Source organism: Gordonia sp. SID5947 (genome assembly GCF_009862785.1).
In the GTDB taxonomy this organism is placed as follows: Bacteria; Actinomycetota; Actinomycetes; order Mycobacteriales; family Mycobacteriaceae; genus Gordonia.
This window is the reverse complement of the sequence record NZ_WWHU01000001.1, coordinates 1,001,273-1,013,959: the sequence shown is the minus strand read 5'-3', so window position 1 is coordinate 1,013,959 and position 12,687 is coordinate 1,001,273. Positions and strand designations below refer to the sequence as shown.

At 67.1% G+C, this 12,687-nt stretch carries 11 protein-coding genes; 6 read left to right on the top strand and 5 right to left on the bottom strand.

Translation table 11 applies throughout. The annotated features are described in order from the left end of the window. The first annotated feature begins 33 nt into the window (after positions 1–33). Together GTV32_RS04705 and GTV32_RS04700 are read left to right on the top strand one after the other, a co-directional pair. Complete coding sequence (locus GTV32_RS04705; protein ID WP_161059144.1) at positions 34–462, top strand: NfeD family protein; 429 nt, start codon at positions 34–36, stop codon at positions 460–462. Between the two features lie 6 nt (positions 463–468). Continuing rightward, positions 469–1,668 carry an SPFH domain-containing protein gene (locus GTV32_RS04700; protein WP_161059143.1) on the top strand — a complete coding sequence of 400 codons (1,200 nt, stop codon included), beginning with the start codon at positions 469–471 and terminating at the stop codon, positions 1,666–1,668. Between the two features lie 31 nt (positions 1,669–1,699). On the opposite strand, the gene GTV32_RS04695 is transcribed toward GTV32_RS04700, so the two are convergent. The 3 genes from GTV32_RS04695 to GTV32_RS04685 all read right to left on the bottom strand — a co-directional run bounded on the left by GTV32_RS04695 (position 1,700) and on the right by GTV32_RS04685 (position 3,729). Next, positions 1,700–2,293 carry a hypothetical protein gene (locus tag GTV32_RS04695; protein WP_161059142.1) on the bottom strand — a complete coding sequence of 198 codons (594 nt, stop codon included), beginning with the start codon at positions 2,291–2,293 and terminating at the stop codon, positions 1,700–1,702. Further along, positions 2,290–2,895, bottom strand: coding sequence for a hypothetical protein (locus tag GTV32_RS04690; protein WP_161059141.1), 606 nt, complete (start codon positions 2,893–2,895; stop codon positions 2,290–2,292). The genes GTV32_RS04695 and GTV32_RS04690 overlap by 4 nt, the downstream gene beginning before the upstream one ends. Before the next feature lie 96 nt (positions 2,896–2,991). Continuing rightward, positions 2,992–3,729, bottom strand: coding sequence for a TVP38/TMEM64 family protein (locus GTV32_RS04685; RefSeq protein ID WP_343287432.1), 738 nt, complete (start codon positions 3,727–3,729; stop codon positions 2,992–2,994). 157 nt (positions 3,730–3,886) lie between these two features. Between GTV32_RS04685 and GTV32_RS04680 the strand changes: the two genes are divergently transcribed. Genes GTV32_RS04680 through meaB form a run of 3 tightly spaced genes read left to right on the top strand, consistent with a single transcriptional unit; the run spans position 3,887 to position 9,116 of the window. Further along, the gene (locus tag GTV32_RS04680) at positions 3,887–5,806 is read left to right on the top strand and encodes a methylmalonyl-CoA mutase family protein (protein ID WP_161059140.1); all 1,920 of its coding nucleotides are present in this window, start codon (positions 3,887–3,889) and stop codon (positions 5,804–5,806) included. Continuing rightward, on the top strand, positions 5,803–8,091 hold the full coding sequence (gene scpA, locus GTV32_RS04675) for a methylmalonyl-CoA mutase (protein WP_161059139.1): 2,289 nt from the start codon (positions 5,803–5,805) through the stop codon (positions 8,089–8,091). The genes GTV32_RS04680 and scpA overlap by 4 nt, the downstream gene beginning before the upstream one ends. Further along, positions 8,091–9,116: a methylmalonyl Co-A mutase-associated GTPase MeaB gene (gene meaB, locus GTV32_RS04670; protein WP_161059138.1), complete on the top strand. Its 1,026-nt coding sequence runs from the start codon at positions 8,091–8,093 to the stop codon at positions 9,114–9,116. The genes scpA and meaB overlap by 1 nt, the downstream gene beginning before the upstream one ends. A gap of 54 nt (positions 9,117–9,170) precedes the next feature. Here the strand turns inward: meaB and GTV32_RS04665 are convergent, their stop codons facing one another. Continuing rightward, positions 9,171–10,022, bottom strand: a complete 852-nt coding sequence (locus GTV32_RS04665) for a DUF5995 family protein (RefSeq protein ID WP_161059137.1) — start codon at positions 10,020–10,022, stop codon at positions 9,171–9,173. A gap of 329 nt (positions 10,023–10,351) precedes the next feature. On the opposite strand from GTV32_RS04665, the gene GTV32_RS04660 reads away from it, so the two are divergent. Then, positions 10,352–11,662 (top strand): SidA/IucD/PvdA family monooxygenase, encoded by a 1,311-nt coding sequence (locus GTV32_RS04660; protein ID WP_161059136.1) that lies wholly within the window; start codon positions 10,352–10,354, stop codon positions 11,660–11,662. Positions 11,663–11,704: 42 nt separating this feature from the next. On the opposite strand, the gene GTV32_RS04655 is transcribed toward GTV32_RS04660, so the two are convergent. Further along, positions 11,705–12,661 carry an LLM class F420-dependent oxidoreductase gene (locus GTV32_RS04655; RefSeq protein ID WP_161059135.1) on the bottom strand — a complete coding sequence of 319 codons (957 nt, stop codon included), beginning with the start codon at positions 12,659–12,661 and terminating at the stop codon, positions 11,705–11,707. Between the last annotated feature and the right edge of the window lie 26 nt (positions 12,662–12,687).

Here is a 12,687-nt window from a genome sequence, read left to right as displayed (position 1 = left end):
GGCCCGTAGCGTGATCTCTGGCACACTGGTGTCATGACCGCGTTGTTGTGGTTGGTTGCCGCGATTCTCCTGGTGATCGCCGAGATGTTCGTCGGCGACCTGGTGTTGTTGATGCTGGGTGGTGGAGCGCTGGCAGCGGCGGGCGTCGACCTGGTGTTCGATCCGCCTCTCTGGGTCGATGCCGTGACCTTTGCGGTCGTCTCGGTGCTGTTGCTCGCGGTGGCACGCCCCGTCGCACGGCGCCACATGCTCAGCCGACCGCCGGTGCTCACCAACACCGAGGCACTCGAAGGCCGTCACGCTCTGGTCACCGAGCGCGTGGACGAGCACGACGGTCGCGTGAAGATCGGCGGTGAGGTGTGGTCGGCGCGTGCGCTCGAGGCGGGCGAGGTGATCGAACCCGGGATAGAAGTGACCGTGGTGCAGATCGACGGTGCCACCGCAGTCGTATGGAAGGGATGACGTGTCATGGAGTATGCCGGATTGATCGTGCTGGCCCTGGTGGTCCTGCTGGTCGTGGTGGTGCTGGTGAAGTCTGTGGCGCTCATCCCGCAGGCGGAGGCCGCCGTCATCGAGCGGCTCGGGCGTTACACGCGGACGGTGTCGGGCCAGCTGACGTTGTTGCTGCCCTTCATCGACCGGATCCGCGCCCGTGTGGACATCCGTGAGCGGGTCGTCTCGTTCCCACCGCAGCCGGTCATCACCGAGGACAACTTGACCCTGTCGATCGACACGGTCGTCTACTTCCAGGTGACCAACCCGAGGTCCGCTGTCTACGAGATCGACGACTACATCGCCGGCGTCGAACAGCTGACCATCACCACCCTGCGCAACGTGGTCGGCGGAATGACCCTCGAGGAGACGCTCACCTCACGCGACTCCATCAACGGCCAGCTGCGCGGCGTCCTCGACGAGGCCACCGGACGTTGGGGTCTCCGGGTGGCGCGCGTCGAGCTGAAGAGCATCATGCCGCCTCCGTCGATTCAGGAATCGATGGAGAAGCAGATGAAGGCAGATCGGGAGAAGCGGGCGACGATCCTGGCCGCCGAGGGTCAGCGGGAGTCGGCCATCAAGACCGCGGAAGGCAACAAGCAGAGTCAGATCCTCGCGGCCGAGGGCGCCAAACAGGCCGCGATCCTGGGCGCCGAGGCCGAGCGCCAATCGCGGATCCTGCGTGCTCAGGGCGATCGCGCCGCGGCGTATCTGAACGCTCAGGGTGAGGCGAAGGCCATCGAGAAGACGTTCGCGGCGATCAAGGCGAGCAAGCCCACGCCGGAACTGCTGGCGTACCAATATCTGCAGCAGCTCCCCGAGATGGCGAAGGGGGAGGGGAGCAAGGTCTGGGTCATCCCGTCCGACTTCGGTTCGGCGCTGCAGGGTTTCGCGAAGTCCTTCGGCGTGCAGGGCGACGACGGGGTGTTCCGTTACGAACCGCCGAGCAACGACGAACCAAGCACGTTCGACGAGTCCGAGACGGAGGATTGGTTCTCGTTGGCGTCGGATCCGAAGGTCGCGCAGGCGGTCGCCGAAGCCGAGGCGGTCGCCCGCAAGCCGGTTGCCCCCGAGGTCACGTCGCGGGTCGCCCGCGAACTCTCCTACGAGGTCCCGACGGAGAGGCAGGGCGGAGAAGCCCTGCAGCCGACGCGATCACCTTCCGATCCGGAATAGACCAACCGCGCCCACGGAATGCGTTGCGGCGTCAGTGGATGACCAAATAGCAGACCCCGGACATCGATGCCGCCCACAACACCGAGGCGAACGTCCCCATGATGAACTGTTCGCTGGCGTGCGGGGCACGGAGTTCGGGAAAGCGCGCAAGGCTCTTGACGGCGAGGATCACCGCGAGGCCCTCCGGCCATCCGGCGAGGAGCGTTGCCGCGACCGTCGCTCGTTCCAGGTACCCGATGACCCGTCCCCCTCGCAGCGGTCCGGATTGGGCTGCGTCGTCGTCGGGTTGCCGTGAGGTGTCGGTCTTCTCCCGAGACGGGTGATGTGGGCTGACCCCGCCGGCCCGCAGGACGAGGCGTACCACGAAGCCGCCACCACCGACGGCGGCGGCCATCGCGGCGCACGTGGCCACCACCGATCCGGCGCCGCGTGCCGGGCCGGTCGTCGTCGCGATGATCGCGGTCGTTCCGGCGAGGACGATCATCGTCCCGGCGGTGACGCCGTCGAGTAGCGTCGCCGCCCGGTGTCTGCGGGTCACGCCACCCACGTCGTAGGCCCGGAGGACTGTGGGCAGGATCGGGATCAGGGCGGCCGCGACGAACACGGCGACGGCGACAGCGGTCACGTGATTCCCTCCGGGTGGTCGGACATGTCAGCCCTTCTCAAGAGTTCGGCCAGCAAGTGGTAGGCGTCCTCCTCGATGTCCCACCGAGCGCTCCGCAGACGCTGTGACATGGCCTGGGGGCTGATGCCGAGGCGGGCCGCCCCGTCGACCTGGGTCACGCCGGTGTCCATGAGGCGGACGGCTTCGGCGCCTGCGTCGCTGCGTCCGGCGACGACGTCCGCCAAGAGGCGCGCGGCGGTCTGGGCATGTCCGGCCCAGATGTCATCCGGACCCTGAACGGACAGGGGGATGCGCTGTGACTTGGCGGATTCCACGGCCTCCCGCGCATATTCGAAGGCCGGCCCGCGTCCTGCACGTGTGGACGCGGGGAGAGGCAGTCTCACCGGTCCGACGCCGATCCCGACGCTCCAATGGCCGTCGGCGGCCAAGGTCACCCCGAGCTTCGCGACGACGGCGGCGTCGTCGGCCACGGCCTGTACCTCATCTCCGGCGGTGCGCTCGAACGGTCGGACGAGATCGGCGTGGGACACCATGTCGAGGAGGGCGTCGACTCGATCGATGTCGCGTCGGCTGCCCCGTTGGTCGACTGTGAGCACATACATTTGCCACCTCCACCCAATCAAGGTTATATGCTTGATTGGGTGGAATCAAGCCTTTTGGCTTGACTCATTCTCGACTGTCACCTTGATCTGGCCGGATCAAGGATTGTCGCTTGTCTCGACTCCCCGGGATCGACCGATCGGCATCCGGGCGTCGAGGATCAGGCCGATGATGCCCACGGCGAAGAAGCATCCACTGAGCACCAGCAGCAGTGGATCACGCTGTCCGGTCAAGGCATCACCGAGGAAGACGACCGCCGCAGTCCCGGGAGCCATGCCGATCACAGTCGCCACGAGGTACGGGACAAACCGCACCGAGGAGAGTGCCGAACAGTAGTTCGCCACCGAGAACGGGCACGCCGCGATGAGTCGCAGCGAACCGACCGCGAGCCAGCCGCGTCGGCTCAGGCGGTACTCGACCGCGCGGACCACCGGCTTCTTCAGGTAGGGCCGTACACGTTCTCTACCGACCGTGCGAACGAACCAGAAAGCGACGATCGCGGCTATCGTCGAGGCGATCATCGCGCCCGTGAACCCGACGACCGGACCGAAGAAGATCCCCGACATCACGGTGAAGGTCGAACGTGGGAACGGTGCGACGGCCACCACCGCGTAGACGGCGAAGAACACCCAGGCGAACGCCGGCCCCAGATTCTCGCCCCAGGTCCGCACACTCGCCACCGACGGCATCGGGATCAGGTAGGAGCCGACCAGGACCACGGCGACGACCGTGGTCAGGAGCAGCGCCCGACGGATCACCCGGGCGTCGACACCGCGGCGGAGCGGACCGAAAGTGCCTGTCCTCCGAGTCTCGGCGGTCGGGGATCCCGATGGGATGTCGGGGACCGCTGGGGACTCGATGGGCACCGCGCAATACTACGCGGACGGGGCCCGTGGGATGCGTCACGATCGGCCCTCGATGTGAGAGCCGAGCGAGCGTTCGGCTAAAGTCGGGTACGCGCTCGACCCGAGCAACACGGAGGTGTCACGCCCCATGCCGCAGACCACTGCGTCGGAATTCGATCGGTCCGACCGATCGCTCGACGAGGCCTATCAGGCCTGGTCGGAAGCCGCTGCCGCCGTCCTGGCGAAATCCCGGCGGTCCACTGTCGAGGAATTGCCTGCCTCGGCCGAAGAACTCCTGTCCACCACAACCCTCGACGGTCTCCGTATCCGTCCCCTCTACACACGCAGGGACGAGAACGCCGAATCCGGTCTGCCCGGAGGGTTCCCGTACGTCCGGGGTGCCGATCCCGATCGCGACGTCACCATGGGCTGGCGGGTGACCGAACGGTTCGGCGACGACGCGACGCCGGCCGCAGAGCTCAACCTGGCCGCACTCGATGCCCTGTCCAAGGGAGCCAGTGGATTGTGGTTGACCGTCGGCTCGGGCATCTCGCCCGACGACCTCGCCGCTGTCCTCGACGGCGTGTACCTCGACTTGATCCCGGTCACCCTCGACGCCGGAGCCGACGGCATCGCGGCCGCACGCGCACTTCTGTCGGTGTCCCGGCAGGCGGGCGCGGCGCCAGAGTCCGTCGCGCCGACGACCTCGACCGTCACCTCACTCGGTCTGTCCCCGCTGACCGCGGCCTTCTCGGGTCGCGCGACGGTGGACGGCGCGGAGGCGACCTCTCTGGCCACGGACGTGCCCGCCGGCGTCCGGACATTCCGGGTCGACGGCACGGACTTCGCCACCGCGGGAGCCGACAACGGACTCGAGCTCGCGCTGCAGATCGCCGCGGCGGTCACGCATCTGCGTGACCTCACCGATGCAGGCCTGTCGGCCGCGGATGCGCTGCGTCAGATCACCTTTGCCGTCTCCGCCGGCGATGACCAGTTCGCGACCATCGCCAAGTTCCGTGCGTTGCGCAAGATCTGGGCGCGGGTGGCCGAGGTCGTCGGAGCGCCCGAGGCCGGGGCCGCGATCACCCATGGCGTCACCGACCTGTCCATGCAGAGCCAGCGCGATCCCTGGGTCAACATGCTGCGCACCACGATTGCCGCGTTCGGAGCCGGCGTCGGTGGTGCCGACCAGGTCACCGTGCTCGGCTTCGACGCCGCGATCCCGACCGGCAACCGCACGTCGAGCGCATCGTTCTCCCGGCGGATCGCCCGCAACACGCAGTTGCTGCTGCTGGAGGAATCCAACATCGGGCGCGTGCTGGATCCGGCCGGCGGCTCGTGGTTCGTCGAGTCGCTCACCGACGACCTCGCGGCGAATGCCTGGACAGTCTTCGGTCAGATCGAATCCGCAGGCGGGTACCGTGCGGCCCTCGACTCGGGCTGGATCACCGATCGGGTCGGCACATCGCTGGCGAACCGCGACGATGCGGTCGCGCACCGCCGGACCGCGGTCACCGGCGTCAACGAGTTCCCCAATCTCGACGAGAAGCCGCTGGGTGCGGGTGTCGCCGACGTCACCGACGTGCCGCTCGGAGCGCCGCGGCTGGCTCGCGTCGGCCGGGCCTTCGAGGAGCTCCGCGATCGTTCCGACGCCGTGCTCGCCGAGACCGGTCGGCGGCCCACCGTGTTGCTGCTGCCGCTCGGATCCGTGGCGGAGCACAACGGTCGCACCACTTTTGTCGCGAATCTCCTTGCTGCCGGCGGTATCTCGGTGGTGAACCCCGGACCCTTGACGTCGGAGGGCATCGCCGGGGCGGTGGCGGATGCGAACGCCGGCATCGCGGTGCTCTGCGGGAGCAAGCAGCGATATGCCGACGAGGGTGCCGCTGCACTGCAGGCTGCCCGGGCCACCGGCTTGCGCGCGGTCCTGCTGGCCGGACCGGAAAAGGAATGGCCGGAGGGCGACGACCGCCCGGACGGGTCGCTGCGCGTCGGTATCGACGCGGTGGCGACCTTGCGTGACCTGCTCGACCAGCTGACCCACGAACCGGCGGGAGCGACATCATGACCCAGACCGAACCGAGCCGGACGGATTCGACCGCGGAAACCTTCGGGAGCATCCCCAGTTTCGCAGACGTGGCGCTGGCCACCGATGCGCCCGGCGGTGCCCCGGCAGCCGACGCCGCCATCGAACGGCTGGCACAGGCCCAGGGGCAGACGGCCGACGAGATCACCTGGAGCACACCGGAACAGATCGACGTTCGACCGATCTACACCCGTGCCGACCGCGATGCCATCGCCGCCGAGGGTGATCATCCGTATCCGCTGGACTCCATCCCCGGGGAAGCGCCGTTCGTCCGTGGTCCCTACCCGACGATGTACGTCAACCAGCCGTGGACCATCCGGCAATACGCAGGCTTCTCGACCGCCGCCGAATCGAACGCCTTCTACCGGCGCAACCTGGCCGCCGGACAGAAGGGTCTGTCGGTCGCCTTCGACCTCGCCACCCACCGCGGCTACGACTCCGACCATCCGCGCGTCGCCGGCGACGTCGGCATGGCGGGTGTCGCCATCGACTCGATCCTCGACATGCGGCAGCTGTTCGACGGCATCGACCTGGGATCCGTCTCGGTGTCGATGACGATGAACGGTGCCGTGCTGCCGATCCTGGCGCTCTACGTGGTCGCGGCTGAGGAGCAGGGGGTGCCGCCGGAGAAGCTGGCCGGGACCATCCAGAACGACATCCTCAAAGAGTTCATGGTCCGCAACACCTACATCTATCCGCCGAAGCCGTCGATGCGGATCATCTCGAACATCTTCGAGTACACCAGCCAGAAGATGCCGAAGTTCAACTCGATCTCGATCTCCGGTTACCACATCCAGGAGGCCGGGGCGACGGCAGATCTGGAGCTGGCGTACACGCTGGCCGACGGTGTCGAGTACATCCGGGCCGGGCTCGACGCGGGTCTCGACATCGACAAGTTCGCGCCTCGTCTGTCGTTCTTCTGGGGCATCGGCATGAACTTCTTCATGGAGGTGGCCAAGCTGCGCGCGGCACGCCTGCTGTGGAGCGAGCTCGTGGCCCAGTTCGAGCCGACGAACGCGAAATCGCTGTCGCTGCGTACTCATTCGCAGACCTCGGGCTGGTCGCTGACCGCCCAGGACGTGTTCAACAACGTTGCCCGCACGTGTGTCGAAGCGATGGCGGCGACCCAGGGTCACACCCAGTCCCTGCACACCAACGCGCTCGACGAGGCGATCGCGCTGCCGACCGACTTCTCTGCGCGGATCGCCCGTAACACCCAGCTGCTGCTGCAGCAGGAGTCGGGGACCACCCGCCCGATCGACCCGTGGGCCGGTTCGAACTACGTCGAATGGCTCACCCATCAGCTCGCCGAGAAGGCGCGTGCGCACATCGCCGAGGTCGAAGAGGCCGGCGGCATGACGCAGGCGATCAACGAAGGACTGCCAAAGCTCCGGATCGAGGAGGCAGCCGCCCGCACGCAGGCCCGGATCGACTCCGGCCAGCAACCTCTCGTGGGTGTGAACAAGTATCAGGTCGACGTCGACGAGGAGATCGAGGTCCTCAAGGTCGAGAACTCCAAGGTGCGATCCGAGCAGCTGGAGAAGCTGAAGCGGTTGCGCGCCGAGCGCGACGAGTCAGCCGTGCAGGCCGCGCTCGCCGACCTCACCCGGGCGGCCGCGTCGGACGACGGTGGCCTCGACAACAACCTGATGGCCCTGGCCATCGAGGCCGCTCGCCACCAGGCCACCGTCGGCGAGATCTCTGACGCGATGGAAAAGGTCTATGGTCGCCATCAGGCGGAGATCAAGACCATCAGCGGGGTGTATCGACATGAGGCGGGCGAGGTGAGCAACGTCGACGCGGCGACCGAGATCGTCCGGCAGTTCGGTGAGGCCGAGGGACGGCGCCCACGCGTGCTCGTCGCGAAGATGGGGCAGGACGGCCACGATCGTGGCCAGAAGGTGATCGCCACAGCATTCGCCGATCTCGGATTCGACGTGGACGTGGGCCCGCTGTTCGCCACCCCGGAGGAGGTCGCCGCGCAGGCCGCCGACAACGACGTGCACGTCGTCGGGGTCTCCTCGCTGGCCGCGGGCCACCTGACGTTGGTGCCCGCGCTTCGGCAGGCTCTCGAAGATGTCGGCCGCCCCGACATCATGATCGTGGTCGGTGGCGTCATCCCGCCGGACGACTTCGCCGAGCTCCATGAGGCCGGGGCCGCGGCGATCTTCCCGCCCGGCACCGTGATCGCCGACTCCGCAGTGGAGTTGGTGACCAAACTGGCCGCCGGCCTCGGGCACGAACTGGCCGGCGTCGCCGGCGAGTGATGGGCGATCAACACGCGGGCGCAGCGGCGCGGCGGCCGGTCGATGTGGATGCCCTCGCGGATGCGGTCCGGGCAGATCGGCGTTCCGACCTCGCCCGTGCCATCACCCTGGTGGAATCGGCGCGCCCGGACCATCGGGTGGCCGCCCAGGAGTTGCTGCTGCGGTTGACCCCGCACGCGGGCAATTCGTTCCGGGTCGGGATCACCGGAGTCCCCGGGGTGGGGAAGTCGACCACCATCGAGGCGCTCGGGATGTACCTGATCGAGAGGGGCCACAAGGTCGCGGTCCTCGCGGTGGATCCGTCGTCGACGAGGACAGGCGGCTCCATCCTGGGTGACAAGACCCGCATGGGGCGGCTCTCGATGTCGAAGGACGCCTACATCCGACCGTCTCCGACCTCGGGCACTCTCGGCGGCGTCGCCAAGGCAACCCGGGAGAGCATCGTGCTCCTCGAGGCCGCCGGGTTCGATGTGGTCCTGGTGGAGACCGTCGGCGTGGGGCAGTCCGAAGTGGCAGTTGCCAACATGGTCGACACGTTCACGTTCCTGACACTCGCCCGCACCGGGGACTCCTTGCAGGGCATCAAGAAGGGCGTGCTCGAGCTCGCCGATGTCGTCGTCGTGAACAAGGCCGACGGCAAACATCTCACCGAGGCGAAGAGCGCGGCGCGCGAACTCAAGAACGCGTTGAAGTTGATCTATCCGCACGACGCGCTGTGGACGCCCCCGGTGCTCACCATGAGCGCGATCGAGAACACCGGCGTCGCCGAGTACTGGGACGCAGTGCTCCGCCACAAGAAGACACTCACCGACGCCGGGCAGTTCGAGGCCCGCCGCAATCAGCAGCAGATCGACTGGACGTGGGCGATGGTGCGCGACATCGTGCTCGCCCGCCTCGACGAGAGTCCGGAGGTCAAGGACACCCGTGGTGACGTCGAGCAGCAGGTGCGGTCGGGCGAGCTCACGCCCGCGCTCGCGGCACAACGGATCGTCGAGGCTTTCGACGGTCGCGCGGCGTCGTCCTGAATCACGGCGTGATCGCCTGATCAGCCGAGTGTCGTGATCAGCCGAGTGCGGTGATCAGCTGAGTGTCGTGGTGATCGGCGACGGCGAGGAGGCCACCTCGTCGAGCACCGCGATGTTGCGTGACACATCGCGACTCTCGCGCTCGGCCACCTCCAGCACCGCCCGGTCGAGTACGCCGATCACACCGGGCGGATCGAACACGAGTGCCGACTGGCGGGCCACCTGCAGATCTCGTGCGGCGATCGTTGCCCGCCGCAGGAGACCAGGCTCGAGCGCCAGCACGGTGGCGAACCGCCAGGCGCTGTCGCGAAACGCCTTGATGGCCTCGTTCAGCAGGAAGATCTGGTGCTCGGCGAGGACGGCGTAGATGTCTGCCAACGCCGGGGACAGCTCGTTCAGGTCTGCCACCACACCGTTCACCTGGCCGGCCAGCACCGCGTTCACGGTGTCGAAATCTCGTCGCAGAGATGGCAGCTTCCGGCCGCCGGTCGTCTCCACCGCGGCGATACCGAGATCGAGCACGATGTGGCTGTTGATCCCGGAGATCATGTGCTGCAGGATGATCGGTTCGGAATGGTCGGCGCCGGCGAAGGTGGTGCGCCACGACCGAGTCGGTTTCGGAAACCGGCCGGGGTGGAAATGGCCGTTGACCGCGTCGAGGTATCGAGACGCGAACAGGGCGTCGAACCGTTCCATACGCGGGCCGTCGTCGAACAAGCCTTCGTCGATTGCCACCCCCACCGCCAGGGTGATCCGTTTGTACAGCGCGGCAAAGTATCCCAATCGGCTCGGGGTGCCGATCGACCAATCGATGATCGTGTGGAGGGCTGCCACCACCTCGTCGATGGTGGTGACCGGCGGAATCGGTGGGGGCGAGCCGGGTGGCGGAGCGCTCGGTCGCGGCATACATCGATTCTGGCCGTCGCAGCCCCGTCAGCAACCCGCCGGAAGGGCAATTCATCTCGTGAGATGACGGAGAGCGTGCTCACCGACGGCGCACCGGTGCGTGATGCCGCGCCCCGGGTGCAGCTCGACGGAGGCCGCAGAACACCGTTTCGCGTGGCCGTTCTTCATCGGCGATGAGTTTAGGATAGTCTTACCTTCCATCGGCCACCTGGTCGTCGCGGACGATGAGTTGTGATTCCGCGACAGGGCGTGGGCCACAGGCGCGTTCGGCCGGGCCGGGACGTGTGTCAGGGACGACGCACCGTCAGAACACCGCAGAGGAGCAACGCTTGTCCAGTGATCATTCACCGTTGGTCGATGTGGTCGGCATCGGGTTCGGACCGTCGAATCTGGCCGTGGCCATCGCGATCGAGGAACACAACCGGTCTGTCGGTCCGCACGCGCAGGTGACCGCCCGCTTCTTCGAGAAGAAGGACGCATTCGGGTGGCATCCGGGCATGCTCCTGCCGGGCACCACGATGCAGGTGTCCTTCCTGAAGGATCTCGCGACGCAGCGCAACGTCAGCAGCGCGTACACCTTTCTCAACTATCTGGCCGAGCGTGGGCGACTCACCCATTTCATCAATCGGCAGGACTTCTTCCCCCTCCGCGCGGAGTTCCACGACTACCTCGAGTGGGCGGCGGATCGTGTCGACATCCCGGTCGAATACTCGGCCGAGGTCACGTCGGTTCGATGGTCCGACGATCATTTCGAGGTGGTCTCGCCCACCCGCGGGGTGATCCGGGCGCGGAACGTGATCCTCGGTGGTGGGCTGCGAGCGAAACTGCCCGCCGGCGTCACCGCAGGTCCGCGGGTGTTCCACAATCATCGGATGCTGTCGCACTTCGCGGAGTTGCCGAGTCGCTCCAGCGGCCGGTTCGTGGTGGTCGGTGCCGGTCAGAGCGCCGCGGAGGTGGCGGCCTACCTGCACGACAAAACCGATGCGGAAGTCCACGGTGTTTTTGCGAAGTACGGCTACACACCGGCCGACGACAGCCCATATGCCAACCGGATCTTCGATCCGGAGGCGGTGGACGAATACTTCTCGGCGGATGAGGCAAGTCGTGACCGGCTGATGCAGTACCACCGGAGCACGAACTATTCGGCCGTGGATCCCGAACTGATCGAGGAGCTCTACCGGCGCGAATACACCGAACGCGTCACCGGTGAGCGACGGTTGTTCGTCCACGGCGCCTCGGAGGTGGTCGACGTCGTCGAGACCGCGGACGCCGCCCGGGTCCGTATCTCGCATCGTCTCACCGGAGCCGAGACGGTCCTCGACTGTGACGCCGTCGTCTTCGCCACGGGTTTCGAGCCGACGTCGCTGACGGACATGCTCGGTGAGCTGGCCCGTCATTGCGGCGAGGATCGGCACGGACGTCCCGTTCTCGACCGGCTCTACCGGGTCGAGACGAGCGACGACATCACCGGTCAGATCTTTGTGCAGGGCAATTCCGAGCACACGCACGGACTCACCTCGACACTGCTGTCCAACATGGCCGTCCGGTCCGGAGAGATCGTCCGCGCGATCGTCGACGACCGTCAACTGGTCGGCGCGACGTCCGGCCGCAGAGCTGTCGGGAGCACCGCGAGCGCGTGAGGTCCGCTGCCGTGGGTGGGCCGGCGACGCGAGGGTGAGGTCTCAGCGGCCGCCGATGAGCGGGGCGAGCGTGGCACCAAGCAGTGAGACGCGTCCCGGCACATGGCCGTTGGCGGGCGCGTTGACCGTGATGCCGTCCACGCCGGTCGCGAGGAGCTCGGAGAACCGTGCACCCACCTCATCCGGATCACCGACAACGGTGTTCGCCCGACGCACCTCGGCGGCGGGATTGCGTTCGAGGTACGCCTCGAACTCGGCGACCGCCTCGTCGTGGGTCGGCGCGATGCACGCCGAGGTCTGCAGACTGACAGTGATCTCGGAGCGGTTGCGGCCCAATCGATCGCAGTGGCCGGCAAGGGCGTCGAGCTTGCGGCCGATGTCCTCGACAGCGCAGATGAGGTTCGATTCATCGGCGTACTGCGCGACCATCCGCAGCGTCTTTCGTTCACCGCCGCCGCCGATCATCACCGGGATCTTCGACAGTGGCGCAGGAACATTGAGCGCGTCATGAACTCGATACCAGGTGCCGTCGAGGCTCGGCCGAGACCCGTCGAGCATGCCGAGAACGATCTGCAGGGACTCCTCGAGTTTCTCGAATCGATCGGTGAACGTGCCGAACTCGTAGCCGAGTGCATCGTGTTCGAGCTCGAACCAGCCGGCACCGATGCCCAGCTGGGCACGTCCGCCCGACACCACGTCCAACGCGGTCACGGTCTTGGCGAGGAGCGTCGGATTGCGGTACGTGTTACCGGTCACGAGCGCCGACAGCCTGACCGACGACGTGTGCTGGGCGAGCGCCGAGAGCAGGGTGTAGCACTCGATCATCGGCTCGTCCGGCGTGCCGAGGATGGGCAGCTGATAGAAGTGGTCCATCACCAGGACGGTGTCGAACCCGGAGTCCTCGGCCTCGACGGCCTGCGCGACGACGGTGGGGAAGAGCCGATCCGCCGCGACGTCCGGATAGGTGAAATTCGGGATCTGGTAGCCGAGTCCTGTCACACGTCGACGCTACGCCTGCACTACCG

Bases quoted from the DNA above. Each gene is read 5' to 3' on its own strand.
- GTV32_RS04705 (WP_161059144.1), top strand. From the start codon at position 34: ATGACCGCGTTGTTGTGGTTGGTTGCCGCGATTCTCCTGGTGATCGCC.
- GTV32_RS04700 (WP_161059143.1), top strand. From the start codon at position 469: ATGGAGTATGCCGGATTGATCGTGCTGGCCCTGGTGGTCCTGCTGGTC.
- GTV32_RS04690 (WP_161059141.1), bottom strand. From the start codon at position 2,895: ATGTATGTGCTCACAGTCGACCAACGGGGCAGCCGACGCGACATCGAT.
- GTV32_RS04680 (WP_161059140.1), top strand. From the start codon at position 3,887: ATGCCGCAGACCACTGCGTCGGAATTCGATCGGTCCGACCGATCGCTC.
- scpA (WP_161059139.1), top strand. From the start codon at position 5,803: ATGACCCAGACCGAACCGAGCCGGACGGATTCGACCGCGGAAACCTTC.
- meaB (WP_161059138.1), top strand. From the start codon at position 8,091: ATGGGCGATCAACACGCGGGCGCAGCGGCGCGGCGGCCGGTCGATGTG.
- GTV32_RS04665 (WP_161059137.1), bottom strand. From the start codon at position 10,022: ATGCCGCGACCGAGCGCTCCGCCACCCGGCTCGCCCCCACCGATTCCG.